Here is a 16331-nt window from a genome sequence, read left to right as displayed (position 1 = left end):
CTGATCCTTCGGCGGCTTGGGCATGTCGATCGGCGGCAGCAAGGGCGCACCGCCATGGGCCGTGGCCTTGGGGGTGCTGGGGGGCGTGATCTGCGGATAAGGGGTCGGGGTCGCGGTGCCGGGCGAGCCGGCGGCGGGAACCGGAGTCACGGGCACGGCCTGCAGTTCCTCGGCGTGCACGGCGCTCATCGCGAGCGCCGCACTTAGCAAGAGCGCTGTGCGGGCAATGACCGTTAGAATAGTGCGCTTCATCAATGGCTCCATCGCTATTGTCAGCCCTCAGGCTACTCCCAACCGGGCCGGTTTGCCTTCCTCATTGAGACCCTCATGAAACGTTTCGTTCTGCTGGACACCACCCCGATTCCCGAAAATGGCGGTGCCTTGTGCCTGTTCGAATACGGCGAGGATTTTGTCATCAAGATCCAGGGCGGCGACGGCGGGCAATTGATGAACACGCGCATGCACGGCTCCGAAGACGCCCTGGCGGAAATCCCCTGCCGCAAGGTCGCCGGGCGGCCGAATTCGCGGGTGCTGATCGGCGGCCTGGGCATGGGTTTCACCCTCGCCTCGGCCCTCAAGCACCTGGGCAAGGGCGCCGAAGTGGTGGTCGCCGAGCTGGTGCCGGGGGTGGTGGAATGGAACCGCGGGCCGCTGGGGGAAAAATCCGGCCGACCGCTGCTCGACCCGCGCACGGTGATCCGCATGGAAGACGTGGCCAAGGTGCTGCAGGCCGAGCCCCAGGGGTTCGACGCGATCATGCTCGACGTCGACAACGGCCCCGAAGGCCTGACCCAGAAAGCCAACAGCTGGCTGTACTCCGCCGCCGGGCTGGCGGCCTGCGCCCGGGCCCTGCGCCCCAAGGGCGTGCTGGCCGTGTGGTCGGCCAGCGCCGACAAGCAGTATTCCGACAAGCTGCGCAAGGCCGGCTTCAAGGCGGAGCAAGTGCAGGTCTTCGCCCATGGCAACAAGGGCACCCGCCACACCATCTGGATTGCCGAGAAGCTCAAGGCCTGAGCTAAACTTGGCTCATTACCGTCATTAGTCTTTGCATAAAGGTGAACCCATGAGTTCGACCAACACGTCCAAGCTCGACCGCATCCTCGCCGACGCCCAGCGCGACCGCGAGATGGGCTACCGCGACAAGGCCCTGAAGATGTACCCGCACGTCTGTGGGCGCTGCGCCCGCGAGTTCTCCGGCAAGCGCCTGAGCGAGCTGACCGTGCACCACCGCGACCACAACCACGACAACAACCCGCAGGACGGCTCCAACTGGGAACTGCTGTGCCTGTACTGCCACGACAACGAACACTCGCGCTACACCGACCAGCAGTACTTCGGCGAAGGCTCCCTGAGCACGCCGAAAGTCGCCAAGGCCACCCACAACCCCTTCGCCGCGCTGGCGGGGTTGATGAAGAAAGACGAAGAGTAACCTTCGTCCTCTGCGGTCCAACTGGACCGGCCTCTCGCGGGCAAGCCGCGCACCTGCAGATACTGATCCTGCGGGTGCGCGGCTTGCCCGCGATGCATTTGCCGGATCCAACCGCCGGCCGACAATCCCCGTATAATCGCGATTTTTCTTGAAGGCACCCCGCTCGTGGCAAACAAAAGGTACAGCTGCATTGGTTTGTATAACCCCAAGTCACCGGAGAACGTCGGTTCGGTGATGCGCGCCGCCGGCTGCTATGGCGTCGCGTCGGTGTTCTACACCGGCAAGCGCTATGAACGGGCCCGCGACTTCGTCACTGACACCAAGAAAGTCCACCAGGACATCCCGCTGATCGGCATCGACGACCTGAAGAAGATCCTGCCCCTGGGCTGCGTGCCGGTGGCAGTGGAACTGGTGGAAGGCGCCCGCTCGCTGCCGGAGTACACCCATCCGGATCGCGCGCTGTACATCTTCGGCCCGGAAGACGGCTCCCTGGACAAGGACATCCGTGACTGGTGCGAAGACGTGGTCTACATCCCGACCACCGGTTGCATGAACCTCGCCGCCACCGTCAACGTGGTGCTCTACGACCGCCTGGCCAAGGGCAACAACACCCGCTCCGGTCCTAAGTTTTAAGCGCTGTTCCGAGTTCGCGGCACATTCGATGGAACAAGCGACGCGCCAGCGCAGTCAGCTTTATATCCATCCCCCCTGGAGACAGATCATGAGCGACAGCAAACAACTGGAACCCATCGCAACCACCCCTTTCCAGAGCCCGGCGGAGCAGAACGTACAAGGCTGGGAGCGCATCGGCTCGCTGGCCGGCGGCGTGGTGATGGTCGGCAAGGGCCTGCGCCGTGGCGGTGTGTTCGGCCTGATCCAGGTGGCCATCGGCGGGGTCGCCCTGGCCCGTGGCATCACCGGCCACAGCTCGGCGAAAAGCCTGCTGGAGAAAAGCCGCCAGGACATGCAGAACGTGCGGGCGAAGATCGAGCGCGCCGGCGCGGAGCTGAAAACCCTCAAGGCCAATGCCGAGGCGGCGAAGCGTACCGCGACAGGCAACGATTCGCTGAAATCGCCCAAGGCCGGGGTCTGATAGTCGGACGCGAAACTCGTGTTGAATGACAGGACGCTATCGCGAGCAAGCTTCGCTCCTACAAAAGCTGTGCTGCCCTGTAGGAGCGAAGCTTGCTCGCGATGACCGCAAAGCGGTCGATTCCACTAGCGCAACAAATCGCTGTCGAGCACCTTCGACGAGCCGTCCAGCACCGTCTCGCTGAGCTGGATAAACTCCTTGGTGCTGACACGCTCCAGATGCATCACCGCCCGAGTCACATCATCCAGCGAACGCTTGTTGCGGGTCTTCAGGCGGATCTCCCGATCCAGCTCCTGCAACAGCAGCACGGCCCTGGCCACCACCGACGCGTCCACCTGCTCGCCGCGCAGGCTGCCGACGCCATGGCCGCTCTTGGCCAGCCGAGTCTCCAGGGCCTGATAACGCTCGTCGCTCATGCCGCCGGCGCGGCGCATCAATTCGATGGCGTAGTACTCCGCCAGCCCTTCGCCGATCCAGTCGCTGCGCTCGCTATCGTTGATCCGGGCAAAGGCCTGGATCACCTCGCGCAACAGCGGGCTGATGCCGCTCTCGCTGACCAGCGGCAGGCGGCTGTGCAAGAACAGCGAATCGTGTCCGGCCAGGCTGCCGCGCCACATCGGGTCGGCCGCGCCGACGATCAGCAACTTGCTTGGGTGGCGGGGAAAGGTCGCCTGGATCTGCGGCCAGACGAAGGTCAGCAGGGTCAGCACATCCATGCGTCGCATGCCCTGCCCTTGCGGCGAGGCCACCGTGACTTCGGTTTCCCCCAGCCGGGTACGGCGGCTGCCCAGGGCGCCGGCCAGCATCCAGCCGGTGGGCCGGTCGAACAGGCGCGCGGGGTTATCGATACGGAAACGGTTCTTGCCGATCCGCGGCCAGGCGGTCTCCACGCTTTTCCAGCCCGCGGGCAACTCGAACTCCAGGCGCGACACCAACTCGATGCCGTCCTGCTGGTCGAGCTTCGCCGCCGGCACCAGCGTGTCGCCACGCAACAAGGCCCAGTGCGGGGTCATGCGGCTGTCGAAGCTGTCTTTCTTCAGGCTGTGGCTGATCCGCACCCGGTAGCTGAGGCTGGCCTTGCCGCTGGCCGGGCGCCATATGCCACGCTGCAGCGCGGAAGGCTTGGCCGCGTCGGACTGCCATTGGCCATCGGCCTTGAAGTTGCTGTAATCGCCATGCTTGCCCAGGTTGAAATCCAGGCTGCGCACCGCCGCGCCGTCCGCCAGGGTCAGGCGCACCTCGGCCTGGTCGCTCTGCGGCAACAGGCGCACGTGATAATCCAGATCGACTTTTTTCGCCGCCCACCCCGGCGCACTGAGCACCAGCAGCCAGCCGGCCAGCGCCAGCCTTGCCCCCACAGCCATACACACTCCTTCGTGAAACAACCTTGAACGCGAGCGCGGCGTACCTTCAGCCGGCGCGGAAAATCAGATGATCTTCCCAGTCCTCTTCGGCTACGCTGCCTTCGGCAAGCATGCGTCCGGATTGGGAAATACGCTCGTGGTGCACCGCATCGCGGTCACCGCACACCAGATGGTGCCAGAGCGGCAGGTCCTTGCCTTCGCTGACCAGGCGATAACCGCAGGTCGGCGGCAGCCATTTGAACTCATCGGCCTTGCCCGGGGTGAGCTGGATGCAATCCGGCACCGAGGCGCGGCGGTTGGCGTAGTCGCTGCACTGGCAGGTCTTCAGGTCCAGCAGTTTGCAGGCGATGCGGGTGTAGTAGACGCTGTTGTCTTCTTCATCCTCGAGCTTCTGCAGGCAGCACAGGCCACAACCATCGCACAACGACTCCCACTCCTCCTGATCGAGTTGTTCGAGGGTTTTGCGGATCCAGAAGGGTTCAACTTTGGCGGCCATGGCTCAGGTAATCGGTATCGGACAGGGAAAAGGCCGCCAGTCTAGTGCCCAAGGCCGCGCGGGCCAAGCGCTGGCGACTGTCGGTAAGGCACTACTTGTCAGGCCGCATGCGGCGCAGTAGCTTTGCCTGTCGCAAAGCCCTATGTCCGCGTGCCAGGAGCTGAACGAAAAGTCGGCGAGCGAAGGTCAGGCAAGGCAAAAACAGGCGAGGAACGGCCGGGGTCGCGCCCGACTGTAGGGGCCTACATGAGCATTCCGAGCCTGTTTTTAACGCAGCATGACCTGCGTAGCGCCGAAGGCGCCCAGCGCGCAGCCACTTTTCGTTCAGCTCCTAACGCTCGACCGCGTCGCACCGGTGAACCGCCCAGGGCCAGGAAAAAACCCCATTGCTCAGTTCAACTGCGCTCGCCGGTTTATCCACATTTCATTCTCAAACGTAGCCAGGAATCTCTGTCATGAGCGCCAATCCCCGCGTTGCCGAGTACGCCATTCACCCACAGTTCACCGATCGCTGGTCGCCGCGCGCCTTCACCGGCGAGGCCATTCCCGAGGAAACCCTGCTGAGCTTCTTCGAAGCCGCGCGCTGGGCGCCGTCGGCCTACAACTCGCAGCCGTGGCGCTTCCTGTATGCGCGCCGCGACACGCCGAACTGGGAACGTTTCCTCGGTCTGCTCAACGAGTTCAACCGTGGCTGGGCGCAGCACGCCTCGGCGCTGGTGATCGTGATCTCGAAAACCACCTTCACCGCGCCCGGCGCCAGCGAAGAAACCCCGGCCCTGTGGCACACCTTCGACACCGGCTCGGCCTGGGGCCATCTGGCGCTGCAAGCCAGCATCAGCGGCTGGCACACCCACGGCATGGCCGGGTTCGACCAGGAACTGACCCGCAAGGAGCTGAAGATTCCAGAAGGTTATGCCCTGCATGCCGCCGTGGCCGTCGGCAAGCTGGGTGACAAGGCGAGCCTCGCCGAATACCTGCAGGCCCGCGAAGAGCCAAGCCCGCGTCGCCCGCTGAGCGAAACCGCGGCCGAAGGCGACTTCAGCCTGTAAGCCTGCTGCAATCCCTGTAGCCGCTGCCGCAGGCTGCGATAAGGCCCGAAGGGCCTTCCGAGGCCCTCAAGAGCACGTCTCCTTCGGAGCCGATCGCAGCCTGTGGCAGCGGCTACAGGGTCCACGCAAAAGGCGGCATCAGCCCCCTCTGCGCAGCGCCTCAATACCCCCGCGCGAAATCCACTTCGCCACGCAACGCCGCATTGGCCTGATAGGCCTGCAGGTTGTCGATGAATAGCTGCGCCATCAGGGTCGGCGAAGTCGGCGCCGAACTGTGGCCAGTCAGCAGCAGGCCCCAGGCAGTCCAGAACGGATGGCGCTGCGGCAACGGCTCCTGACGGCAGACATCGATCACCGCCCCCGCCAGATGCCCTTCCTTCAGGGCCTCCACCAGATCCGCATCGACCACCGCGACACCGCGACCGACGTTGATGAACAGGCCGGTCGGCTTGAATTGCTTGAACAGCGCCGCGTCGTACAGGTCATGGGTGTGCGGGGTGTTGGGCAGCAGGTTGATCACATAATCCACCTCGCCGACCAAACGTCCCAGGTCCGCCAAGGCCGCCACTTCGATAAACGGCGCCTGCTCCCGGGCTTCGCTGGCGATGCCGTACAGCTCGACGCCGAATGGCAGCAGGAACTGCGCCACGCTCTGGCCGATATCGCCCGCACCGACGATCAGCACCTTGCGCCCGGCCAGGCTCTGGCCCGTGCGGTTATCCCACTTGCGCTCGACCTGGCTGACCAGGCGCGCGAGGACTTCGCGCTCGTGGCCGAGCATGTAGGTGAGCACGTATTCGGCCATGACCTGGCCGAAGATCCCCACGGCGCGGGTCAGCCGGTAATGACGCGGCAGGCCGTCGGCGAGCAGCGGCGTGATGCCGGCCCAGGTCGATTGCAGCCACTGCGGCTGGTGGCCCTGGCGCAGCAGGGTGGCCAGCAGGTCCGGCTGGCCGAGCCAGACCGGGCAGTCCGCGGCCAGCTTCGACAGTTCGGCGGAATCGCCGCTGGTGAGCACTTCCAGGTCAGGTGCCAGCTGACGCAACAAACGGGCATAAATAGCGTGATCGTGTTCGGCAATCAGAACGCGCATGGTTCAAACCTTACAAAACGGTGCAGGCGGCCGCCGACGGAGTATCGCTCCATCGATCGCGACAGCCGCCAGATAGAGTCAGTTCCATTTTCAACGATGCCCTGGACAGGGCATCTACAGGTGTCCGTCAGACCGGATCATTACGGCGCAACAGCTCTTCGGGCAGGTGCTCGATGTACTCGTCCTCGGCCGGTGGCATCTGCAGGTGGTAACCCTGCTTCTCGAGGTTCTCCAGCACCTGGTGAATGTCCTCGCGCGACAGCTTGCGCTCCGGGCTCAGCACCAGGTCGAAGGCGTGCTGCGGCTTGCCGAACGCCAGCAGCAGGTTTTCCGGCACGCGCTCCAGGGCATCGCTCTTGAGCACGTAGAGGTACATCTCGTTCTTGCGCGGGCTTTTGTAGATCGAGCAGATACGTTTCATGGCTGTTCTCCGGCGGTGGCCAGGCTGTCGAGCAGCGCCTGGCCCATCAATTCGCGGCGCCAGCCACGCAGCGAATCGGGCAATTGGTAGGGTCCGTTGGGGAAGCCGCTCTTGAGCAGGCTTTCCAGGGTTTTCTTGCGCAGCATCAGTTCCGGGGCGATGCCCAGGCGCTCGGCTTCGGCCTGGCCCACGGCGCGCAGGCGCTTGAGCAGAGGCGAGGCGTCCATCGGCAAGGGCTCGGGCACCACCGGCGGCCACTGGTCGGGGCTGACGCTGGCGGCACGCTTGATCAGGCCCAGCAGGAACTCGCCGTCCTGGCGCACGGTGCGCGGGTGCATGTCTTCGATTTTCGCCAGGGCGCCAAGGCTGTCCGGCTGGCTCTTGGCCAACGGCCACAGCGAGTGCTCGCGCACGATCCGGTTGCGCGGCAAGTCCCGCGCCCGGGCCTCGCGCTCGCGCCAGGCGCAGAGTTCACGCAAGACTGCCAGCTGCGCGCGGGACAGTTTCCAGGCCAGCTTGGCCTCGCGGTAGACCTCGTAGGGGTCGACTTCGCGGCGCAGGTTGGCCACCAGCTCGGCGCCGTCTTCCAGCACCCAGTTGTATTTGTCCTCGGACAGTTTCGGCCGCAGCTGAGTGAAAACCTCGGCCAGGTGCACGGCGTCTTCGGCGGCGTAGCTGACCTGGGTTTCCGAGAGCGGACGCTGCAGCCAGTCGGAACGAGTCTCGCCCTTGGGCAACTCGATGCCCAGCACTTCCTGGACCAGCCGCGAGTAACCCATGGAGAACCCCAGGTTCAGGTAGGCGGCCGCCAGTTGCGTGTCGAACAACGGCGCCGGCAGGCTGCCGGTCAGGCGCAGCAGGACTTCGAGGTCCTCGCTGCAGGCGTGCACCACCTTGACCACCGCGCTGTTCTCCAGCAAGGCCGCCAGCGGCTGCCAGTCGTCGATGGTCAAGGGGTCGATGAGGTAAGCGCGCTGGCCATCGCCAACCTGCAACAGGCCGGCGATCGGATAAAAGGTGTCGACCCGCATGAATTCGGTGTCGAGGGCGACGAATGGCAGCTTCTGCCACTCGGTGCAGAATTGACCGAGGCTATCGTTGTCGCGAATCCAGTGAATATCGATGGCCACACGGCTCTCCCTTGAAGAATGGCGCGCAGTATATATCGCCCTCGGCGATTTCTGAGCATTCACTCGACAAGAGCCTGCGCGAAATCGGCACCCGGCCACAAGAATAATCCGCCCGCCGTCGGCTAACCCTGTTTGCGCAGTACGTAAACCCGCCAGGCGGCACAGCCGGGAATGAAATCCTGGTGGCTGAGCACTTCGAATCCCGCGTCCTTGAACTCGGCCTCGACCCGCGCCCGGCTGGTCTGCCCCCATGGCTCAGGCTGCAGTTGCCGGGTGTGGTTGCCCAGCAGCCGGTCCTGCAGCCCCTTGAGACGACTGTCGATGCGCACCGCGAGGATCACCGAGTCGCGGCTGACCCGATGAAACTCGCCCAGCAACGCCAGGCGCGCCTCGCTGCTGGCGATATGCGGGAACAGTTGCAGGCAGACGATGCAGTCCACCGCGTTGGCCGACAGGCCGATGCTGAACGACGAACTCTGGAAAGTCCTGACCCGCCTGAGCAGGCCGGCCGGGTGGTGGGTCTGGGCGTGGTTGAGCATGTCCTGGGACGGGTCCGCCGCCAGGATCACCCGATTACCGTGTTCGCCCAGCACCGGCCAGAAGCGCCCCGCGCCACAGGCCAGGTCGAGAATCAGCCCCGGCTCGCCCGCCACCTTCAGCGCGTGGCGGACCAGCCATTCGTCGCGCCACAGCGACAGGCGCCGCCCCAGCCCGAGCGGACGTTCGTCGCCACAGACGCGCGCATGCGCCTGGTCATAGCGCCTGGCGAACTCGAGCTCGAGGGGGGATGGAGGGTGCGCGGACATGAATCTGCTGGCTCTTGTAGGTCTTGGATGAAAAACAGGTTACCGCCCCGATCGTGAAAAAAAGGTCGAACGCCGATCAAGGCTTCATTGCCGCGCCAGCACGCCATCGACCACGCTGCCCCGGCAGCCGGCGAACAGGTCCAGGTCGGGCTGGTAAACCTGGCTGTCGACCTCCAGCAGGCCAAGCATCGAGTGGAACAGGTTGTCCTGGCTCAGCGGTTTTTCCCGGCTCAGTTGCAGGCAATGGGTGTCCACCGAGAACGCCTTCTGATAGCTGTCCGAGAACCAGGCCAGCATCGCCACGTGTTTTTGCTGCGACGGCGCAAGCATGTAGGGCGTGCCATGCAGGAACAGGTTGTATTCGCCCAGTGACTCGCCGTGGTCCGACAGGTAGAGCATGGCGGTATCGACCTTGTCCTGGTTGCTGCGCAGCAGGTCGATCAGGGTCGCCAGCACGTGGTCGGTGTACAGCAACGTATTGTCGTAGCCGTTGACGATGCTCTCGCGGCTGCAATTATTCAGGGCATTGCTCTGGCACACCGGGGTGAAGCGCTCGTATTCCTTGGGGTAGCGCTTGAAGTATTCCGGCCCGTGGCTACCCATCTGGTGCAGGACCAGCACGGTGTCCTTGTCCAGGCTATCGATGAAATGCTGCAGGCCCTGGAGCAGGATCTCGTCGCGGCATTCGCTGTTGGCACAGAGCACCGGGTCCTTGAGGTTGCTGACATCGTCCAGGGTCACCCGGTCGCAGGTGCCCTTGCAGCCGGACTGGTTGTCCCGCCAGATCACCTCGAGCCCGGCACGCTTGAGCACGTCCAGCAGCCCTTCTTCGTTCTTCGCCTTGCTGGCGTCGTAGTTCTTGCGCCCCATGTTGGAGAACATGCAGGGCACCGAGACCGCAGTCTCGGTGCCACAGGACGACACGTCGGTGAAAGCGATCAGGCCGTTTTCCTGGCTGAGTTTCGGCGTGGTATCGCGCTCGTAGCCCAGCACGCCGAAGTTCTCGGCCCGGGCACTCTCGCCGACCACCAGCACCGTCAGCGACTTGCGCGCGTGGTTTTGCCAGGTCGGATTGCGCTGGGCATCTTCACCGATCTTGACGAAGGGCTGGCGCGCCGAGACCACTTGCTCACGCAGGTAACCGAAGGAAGCGCCCACGTAGTTGCTCGGCACGATCATCAGGCGCAATTCATGGTGATTGCGAAACAGCGAGGCCAGCCCCTGATAGTTGGCCAGGGCGACCCCGCCAATGGCCGCCGCGCAAATAAAGGAAACCAGCAACTTGCTGAATAACTCGCGGTGCCAGCGCCGATAATTAATCGGGGTTTTCCACAATAACCAGGAAGGCAATACGCCCAGCAACAGTATATAAACAAGCAACTTCAGCGAGAGTAAGTCACGCACTTCCGTTGCATTGGTTTCGGCAAAGTTGCGAAACATTCCGGCATCTATCAGCACTCCGTACTGGTTCATGAAATAAGCTACGCCGGCACTGACCATAAACAACAGAACCAGCACCGGCTTAAGTACTCGGCGAAACGCCAGCCAGGTCAGAATCAGGTTGAAGGCGCAGAAGATCATCACCCCGAAGGCCACGCGCATGGCGATACCACGGGCGTCCGAGGCGGTAATGCTAAACAGGTGCTGCCAGAGCACAAAGTTGCAGCCCAGTAATAAAAAGGCGCAGGCAATCAGCGTCACCCATTCAGGACGCAGGGGTTTGATGTTTAGCATGATGATCGGCGTGTTCCTTGAAAGAAGTGCGTCGTCAACATGCCCGTTATTCAATGACTGCCCACGACAGCACGAACTTTAGGTAGCCGACCATCAACGTTTCGTGAAAAAGAAGCCAACAAATAGTTGGCATAGCCCTTTGCCAAAACTTTTTCGGCGAAAACAATCCGCAACGCCCTGGCAAGCGATGCGCCTTGCCCCGTTCGAGCCCGGCGCAAATAATGAGCCGCCCTCGGCCACTCCCTCGTCATCAAGGATCGACCGCATGAAAGCACGCCTCCTGCTCTGCTCGCTGCTGACCCTCAGCGCCCCGGCATTTGCCGCACCCAACGCCTCGCACCTGGACCAGGTCATCGAACGTGGCCACCTGAACGTCTGCACCACCGGCGACTACAAGCCCTACACCTACCTGCGCGCGGACGGTGCCTACGAAGGCATCGATATCTCGATGGCGCAGTCCCTGGCGCAAAGCCTGGGAGTCGAGGTGAAGTGGGTGAAGACCACCTGGAAAACCCTGATGCCGGACTTCCTGGCAAACCAGTGCGACATCGCCGTGGGCGGTATTTCCGTGTCCCTGGAGCGGCAGAAGAAAGCCTTCTTCAGCGACACCCTGGGCGTCGACGGGAAGATCCCCCTGGTGCGTTGCGCCGACAAGCAGCGCTACCAGACCGTCGAGCAGATCAACCAGCCTTCGGTACGCCTGATCGAGCCGCCGGGCGGCACCAACGAAGTCTTCGCCCGGGCCCACCTGCCCAAGGCCAGCCTGACCCTGTTTCCTGACAACGTGACCATCTTCGAGCAACTGCTGGAGAACAAGGCCGACGTGATGATCACCGACGCTTCCGAAGCGCGCTTCCAGCAGAAGCTCAAGCCGGGGTTGTGCGCGGTGAACCCCGAGCGGTACCTGCAATACAGTGAAAAAGCCTTCCTCCTGCCACGGGACGACGTCGCCTGGAAAAGCTACGTCGACCAGTGGCTGCACCTGAGCAAGGCCACCGGCTTCTACACCGGCGTGGTCAATCAGTGGCTGGCGGCGCCCACGCCCTGAGTCGTCAGCAGCTCGCGAAAAGCCTGGCACGCGGCGCTGCGATAGGCGCCCTTGCGCCCCAGCAACGCCACGCTGCGGGGCGCCAGGGCCGGTTGCAGGAGCACCGGGCGCAGGCCCGGCTGTTCCTGGGTGATGGCCAGCGGCAGGATGGTCGCCAGTTGCCCGCGGCGGACGATCTCGACAATCGCGCCGATGGAGTTGGCTTCGATGGCGATGCGCGGCGTGATCCCCTGCTCGCGGCAATAACGATCGATATGCTGGCGGGTGGCGAAATCACCGCTGAGCAACACCAGCGGCTGCCGCTCCAGCTCGGCCGCCGTCAGCTGCCGCGGTCGCTCGGGTTGTTGCTCGCGGCTCACCATCAGGCTCAGGCTCTCCTCGAACAACCGCTGGCTGTCGATGTCCGGCAGGTGCTGCCCGGCAAAGGCGATGCCCAGGTCCAGGCGATCTTCGGCCAGGGCCGCTTCCAGCCGGTCCTGGGTCATTTCTTCGAGGCTCAGGGCGATTCCCGGATAACGCTGGTTGAAACGGGTCAGCAGCGGCCCCGCCAGGTAAGTGATGAAAGTCGGGGTCATGCCCAGGCGCAACGAGCCACGCTGCAGATCCTGCACGTCATGCATCGCTCGCTTGGCCGCCTCCAGGTCCTGCAGGGCCCGCCGCGCATAACGCACATAGGCCTCGCCGGCGTCGGTCAGGCGCACAGTGCGCCCCGAGCGATCGAACAGCGGCGCGCCGAGGCTGTCCTCCAGTTGCTTGACCTGTTGCGACAGCGTCGGCTGCGACACGTGCAAGGCTTCGGCGGCGCGGGTGAAGTTGCGGTGCTCGGCGACGGCCAGCAGGTAACGGATATGGCGTAGCAGCATGCTGGACTCCAAGCTATAGGCAGTACTTATGGAGAGCATAACAAGCCGGTCTTGGACGCTATAGCTGAAATTTTCCATCCTTGCGCCATCAGCGATGCAAGGAGAACCACCATGCAGCACATCATCGACGGCTTCCTCAAGTTCCAGCGCGAAGCCTTTCCCAAACGCAGCGAGCTGTTCAAACAACTGGCCACCACCCAGAACCCGGGCGCCCTGTTCGTCACCTGCTCCGACAGCCGGGTGGTGCCGGAACTGCTGACCCAGCAGGAGCCGGGCGATCTGTTCGTGATCCGCAACGCCGGCAATATCGTGCCCTCCTACGGGCCGGAACCGGGCGGCGTGTCGGCCACCGTGGAATACGCAGTGGCCGTGCTCGGGGTCAGCGACATCGTGATCTGCGGGCATTCGGACTGCGGCGCCATGACCGCCATTTCCACCTGCAAATGCCTGGACCACCTGCCCGCCGTGGCCAGCTGGCTGCGCCATGCCGAGTCGGCCAAGGTGGTCAATGCCGCCCGCAGCCATGCCTCGGACGAAGCACGCCTGGATGCCCTGGTGCGGGAAAACGTGATCGCCCAGCTGGCTAACCTGAAGACGCATCCGGCGGTCGCCCTGGCCCTGGAACAGGGCCGGCTGAACCTGCACGGCTGGGTCTACGACATCGCCAGCGGCGACATTGCCGCGCTGGATGGCCCGAGCCAGGGCTTCGTGTCCCTGGCCGAACACCCCGACACCTGCGCCTTGGTCGGCAAACCGCGACACGCGGCTTGAGCGCTGCCTTTCTTAACAGCTTCTTTTCAACAGCTTCTGTTCAACAACTCGTTCAACAACCGCTTCACCATCCCCAAAGAGGAACTCCACATGCTGCAATCCCAATTCGCCCAAGCCCCACGCCTGGCCCTGGCCGACACCATCATCGATGCCAAGGCGCGCAAGAACCTGTCGTGGCAACAGCTCACCGACGGCACCGGCCTGAGCCTGGCTTTCGTCACCGCTGCCCTGCTCGGCCAGCACGCCTTGCCGGCCGCGGCCGCCGACCTGGTCTGCAGCAAACTCGACCTGGACCAGGACGCCAGCCGCCTGCTGCAAAGCATCCCGTCGCGCGGCAGCATCCCCGGCGGCATCCCCACCGACCCGACCGTGTACCGCTTCTATGAAATGCTGCAGGTCTACGGTTCGACCCTCAAGGCACTGGTCCACGAGCAGTTCGGCGACGGCATCATCAGCGCCATCAACTTCAAGCTCGACATCAAGAAAGTCGAAGACCCGGAGGGCGGTTCCCGCGCGGTGATCACCCTGGATGGCAAGTACCTGCCGACCAAGCCGTTCTGATCCCCGCCCCTGTAGGAGCGAGCTTGCTCGCGATAGCTGCGCAGCAGCGGTGTATCCGACGCTGCGCGTTATCGTTGCGGATTGATCGCGAGCACGCTCGCTCCTACAAGGATATGCATCCACGGCAGTATTTAGTTTTTAAATACTGTCGCTGACTTTCTGATTTGCCGGCCTTGCGCCGGCCATCGCCTAATCAGCGCCTGAATTGTTCAAGGCCTGGTTATGGAAAACGTTCGTGCAACAACCCGTCCCGCCTTCTGGCTGATGCTCAGCGTGATTCTGGTGGCCTTGAACCTGCGGCCGTCGATGGCCGCTGTCGGCCCTTTGCTGTCCGGCATCCGTGGCGATATCGCCCTGAGCTTCAGCGGCGCCGCGCTGCTGACCATGCTGCCGGTCATGGCCATGGGCCTGGCGATGTTCTTCGGCGTGCGCATCGGCCAGCGCCTGGGCGAGCACCGCAGCGTGGTGGTTTCGCTGCTGGTCATTGGCCTGGCCACCCTGTCGCGGTTGTTCCTCGATTCGGCCGCCGAGCTGATCCTCAGCGCCGTGCTCGCCGGCCTCGGCATCGCCCTGATCCAGGCGCTGATGCCGGCGCTGATCAAGTCGCGCTTTCCCGACAATGTCTCGCTGTTCATGGGCCTGTACGTCACCTCGATCATGGGCGGTGCGGCGGTCGCGGCGTCCTTCGCCCCGCTGGTGATGAGCCGCACCGGCAGCTGGCGCCTGGGCCTGGCGATCTGGTCGGCGCTGGCGGTCCTGGCGCTGCTGTTCTGGTACGCGCAACGGGCGGCCATGCCGAAACTGCCGGGCGCCGCGACCCGCCACGAAGCCTTCGCCAGCAACCGTCGCGCCTGGCTGCTGGCGGTCTTCTTCGGCCTGGGCACAGCGTCCTACACCTGTGTCCTGGCGTGGCTGGCCCCCTACTACGTGGAACAAGGCTGGAGCGAACAGAACGCCGGCCTGCTGCTGGGGTTTCTCACTGCCATGGAAGTGGTCTCGGGCCTGGTGACGCCGGCCATCGCCAACCGCAGCCAGGACCGCCGCCTGGTGCTGGTGGCGCTGCTGATGCTGATCATCGCCGGCTTCTGCGGGCTGATTCTCAGCCCGCAGCACCTGAGCCTGCTCTGGCCGTGCCTGCTCGGCCTGGGTATCGGCGGCTTGTTTCCCATGAGCCTGATCGTGTCCCTCGACCACCTGGACAATCCGCGCCGCGCCGGTGGCCTGACCGCCTTCGTGCAGGGCATCGGCTACCTGATCGCCGGCCTGTCGCCGCTGCTCGCCGGGATCATCCGCGACCGCCTGGGCAGTTTCGAATGGGCCTGGTGGTCGCTGACCGCGATCATGGCGCTGATGATCCTGATGGTCCTGCGCTTTGATCCGCGGCACTACCACCGCCACTTCCAATGACCCGGGACACGCTCCGATGAAACCCGCCAGCTTCCTCAACGCCCATCTCGGCATGCTGCTGTGGGCGGTGCTGATCGCCGCCTCGTTCTTCGCCGCGGCCCAGGTCAGCCAGGCCGTCGACCCGCTGTTGCTGACGGGCCTGCGCCTGCTGCTGTCGGCCCTGATGTTCGTGCCGTCGCTGTGGCTCAACGGCGCGTTCCGGATCACCCGCGCCGGGTTGCGGGCGCATGCGCTGCTGGGCCTGTTGCTGGCGATCTACTTCGCCTCGCTGTTCGAAGCGCTGCGGCATACCTCGGCGGTCAACACCGGCATCCTGTTTGCCCTGGTGCCGCTGCTGACCCTGCTGTTCGAGGGTGTCCTGCTGAGCGGCGACCCTGCGAAAAATCGCCTGTTGCCGATGCTGCTGGCGGCCGCCGGGGCCATGCTGCTGACCTTCAAGGGCGGCGCCGAGGGCATGCCGTCGCTCTACGCGGTCGGCGTCTATGGGGTCGGCTGCCTGGCCATGGCCGGTTATTCGCCACTGAGCCAACGGCTGAAAGCCACCAGCCTGAAAGATCGCAGCCCGGCCGCCATGACCTTCTGGAACATGCTGTTCGGCGCGCTGTTCCTGTTCGCCTTCTGCCTGCCCGGTGGCGCCTGGCGCAGCGCCGTCCTGCTCACTCTCGACGACGGCCTGTGGCTGCTGTACCTGGCTTTGTTCGCCACCCTGGCGACCTTCTGGCTGCTACACTGGGCCATCGGGGTGATCGCGCCGGCCACGGTGATTTCCTACATCTACCTGAGCACCCTGTTCATCACCCTCTTCCATTGGTTCGGGCTGGGCCGGCAACCCTTGCCGAGCGAGCTGCTCGGCGCGCTGCTGGTGGGCCTGGGCATGTTCGCGCTGATCCTCGGCAGCCGCCGGCCGGCACCGGCGCTCGGCTGAACGCACAAAGCACAGGGACAAGCCGCTACGCGCTGCGCCACACTGCGCAGGTCGTGTTCTCGGAATTAATTGTCCCCTTGCTGTCCATGAAACCCCGGGGCAAGGATTCAATTAGGACGATCGTTCCGTTAGCATCAGGCG

19 protein-coding genes are annotated in these 16331 nt (G+C 64.2%); 10 read left to right on the top strand and 9 right to left on the bottom strand.

What is annotated here, in order from left to right; translation table 11 throughout:
• Nucleotides 1-252, bottom strand: a 252-nt coding sequence (locus DK261_RS19950) for a hypothetical protein (protein WP_110176240.1), incomplete at its 3' end; no start/stop codon positions are given.
• 75 nt (nt 253-327) lie between these two features.
• Here DK261_RS19950 and DK261_RS19945 point away from each other — a divergent pair.
• The 4 genes from DK261_RS19945 (at nt 328) to DK261_RS19930 (ending at nt 2522) form a co-directional block, all read left to right on the top strand.
• Entirely contained in the window at nt 328-1014 is a 687-nt protein-coding gene (locus tag DK261_RS19945) for a hypothetical protein (protein ID WP_009047571.1), read from the top strand.
• 49 nt (nt 1015-1063) lie between these two features.
• Nucleotides 1064-1429, top strand: coding sequence for a YajD family HNH nuclease (locus DK261_RS19940; RefSeq protein WP_009042617.1), 366 nt, complete (start codon nt 1064-1066; stop codon nt 1427-1429).
• Nucleotides 1430-1594: 165 nt separating this feature from the next.
• The gene (locus DK261_RS19935; RefSeq protein ID WP_007926908.1) at nt 1595-2062 is read left to right on the top strand and encodes an RNA methyltransferase; all 468 of its coding nucleotides are present in this window, start codon (nt 1595-1597) and stop codon (nt 2060-2062) included.
• 88 nt (nt 2063-2150) lie between these two features.
• Nucleotides 2151-2522: a DUF2892 domain-containing protein gene (locus DK261_RS19930; protein WP_009047570.1), complete on the top strand. Its 372-nt coding sequence runs from the start codon at nt 2151-2153 to the stop codon at nt 2520-2522.
• 125 nt (nt 2523-2647) lie between these two features.
• Here DK261_RS19930 and DK261_RS19925 read toward each other — a convergent pair whose 3' ends face one another.
• Nucleotides 2648-3886 (bottom strand): hypothetical protein, encoded by a 1239-nt coding sequence (locus DK261_RS19925; RefSeq protein ID WP_110176197.1) that lies wholly within the window; start codon nt 3884-3886, stop codon nt 2648-2650.
• Nucleotides 3887-3932: 46 nt separating this feature from the next.
• Nucleotides 3933-4382 (bottom strand): YcgN family cysteine cluster protein, encoded by a 450-nt coding sequence (locus DK261_RS19920; protein ID WP_007926912.1) that lies wholly within the window; start codon nt 4380-4382, stop codon nt 3933-3935.
• Between the two features lie 455 nt (nt 4383-4837).
• Between DK261_RS19920 and DK261_RS19915 the strand changes: the two genes are divergently transcribed.
• Nucleotides 4838-5431, top strand: coding sequence for a nitroreductase family protein (locus DK261_RS19915; RefSeq protein ID WP_009047568.1), 594 nt, complete (start codon nt 4838-4840; stop codon nt 5429-5431).
• Between the two features lie 160 nt (nt 5432-5591).
• On the opposite strand, the gene DK261_RS19910 is transcribed toward DK261_RS19915, so the two are convergent.
• The 5 genes from DK261_RS19910 to DK261_RS19890 all read right to left on the bottom strand — a co-directional run bounded on the left by DK261_RS19910 (nt 5592) and on the right by DK261_RS19890 (nt 10615).
• Nucleotides 5592-6524 carry a D-2-hydroxyacid dehydrogenase gene (locus DK261_RS19910; protein WP_028681865.1) on the bottom strand — a complete coding sequence of 311 codons (933 nt, stop codon included), beginning with the start codon at nt 6522-6524 and terminating at the stop codon, nt 5592-5594.
• Between the two features lie 127 nt (nt 6525-6651).
• Nucleotides 6652-6945, bottom strand: coding sequence for a YcgL domain-containing protein (locus DK261_RS19905; protein ID WP_009047566.1), 294 nt, complete (start codon nt 6943-6945; stop codon nt 6652-6654).
• A complete protein-coding gene (gene rnd / locus DK261_RS19900) occupies nt 6942-8075 on the bottom strand; it encodes a ribonuclease D (protein ID WP_009047565.1) in 1134 nt (377 codons plus the stop codon). The genes DK261_RS19905 and rnd overlap by 4 nt, the downstream gene beginning before the upstream one ends.
• Before the next feature lie 122 nt (nt 8076-8197).
• Nucleotides 8198-8881 (bottom strand): class I SAM-dependent methyltransferase, encoded by a 684-nt coding sequence (locus DK261_RS19895; RefSeq protein WP_028681864.1) that lies wholly within the window; start codon nt 8879-8881, stop codon nt 8198-8200.
• 84 nt (nt 8882-8965) lie between these two features.
• Entirely contained in the window at nt 8966-10615 is a 1650-nt protein-coding gene (locus tag DK261_RS19890) for a phosphoethanolamine transferase (protein ID WP_009047563.1), read from the bottom strand.
• A gap of 265 nt (nt 10616-10880) precedes the next feature.
• On the opposite strand from DK261_RS19890, the gene DK261_RS19885 reads away from it, so the two are divergent.
• Nucleotides 10881-11663 carry a transporter substrate-binding domain-containing protein gene (locus DK261_RS19885; RefSeq protein WP_009047562.1) on the top strand — a complete coding sequence of 261 codons (783 nt, stop codon included), beginning with the start codon at nt 10881-10883 and terminating at the stop codon, nt 11661-11663.
• Here DK261_RS19885 and cynR read toward each other — a convergent pair.
• Entirely contained in the window at nt 11636-12526 is an 891-nt protein-coding gene (gene cynR, locus DK261_RS19880) for a transcriptional regulator CynR (protein WP_110176196.1), read from the bottom strand. The genes DK261_RS19885 and cynR overlap by 28 nt on opposite strands.
• 111 nt (nt 12527-12637) lie before the next feature.
• Between cynR and DK261_RS19875 the strand changes: the two genes are divergently transcribed.
• From DK261_RS19875 to DK261_RS19860, 4 genes are all read left to right on the top strand, one after another.
• Nucleotides 12638-13297, top strand: a complete 660-nt coding sequence (locus DK261_RS19875; protein WP_110176195.1) for a carbonic anhydrase — start codon at nt 12638-12640, stop codon at nt 13295-13297.
• A 90-nt stretch (nt 13298-13387) separates the two neighbouring features.
• Entirely contained in the window at nt 13388-13858 is a 471-nt protein-coding gene (gene cynS / locus DK261_RS19870; RefSeq protein WP_009042607.1) for a cyanase, read from the top strand.
• Nucleotides 13859-14080: 222 nt separating this feature from the next.
• Nucleotides 14081-15265, top strand: a complete 1185-nt coding sequence (locus DK261_RS19865) for a cyanate transporter (protein WP_110176194.1) — start codon at nt 14081-14083, stop codon at nt 15263-15265.
• A 16-nt stretch (nt 15266-15281) separates the two neighbouring features.
• Nucleotides 15282-16190 (top strand): DMT family transporter, encoded by a 909-nt coding sequence (locus DK261_RS19860; RefSeq protein WP_110176193.1) that lies wholly within the window; start codon nt 15282-15284, stop codon nt 16188-16190.
• Nucleotides 16191-16331 lie beyond the last annotated feature (141 nt).

Origin of the sequence: Pseudomonas sp. RW409 (assembly GCF_003184125.1) — a bacterium.
In the GTDB taxonomy this organism is placed as follows: Bacteria; Pseudomonadota; Gammaproteobacteria; order Pseudomonadales; family Pseudomonadaceae; genus Aquipseudomonas; species Aquipseudomonas chlororaphis_I.
Note: the sequence above shows the minus strand (reverse complement) of the source record. Positions and strands in the feature narration are given on the sequence as shown.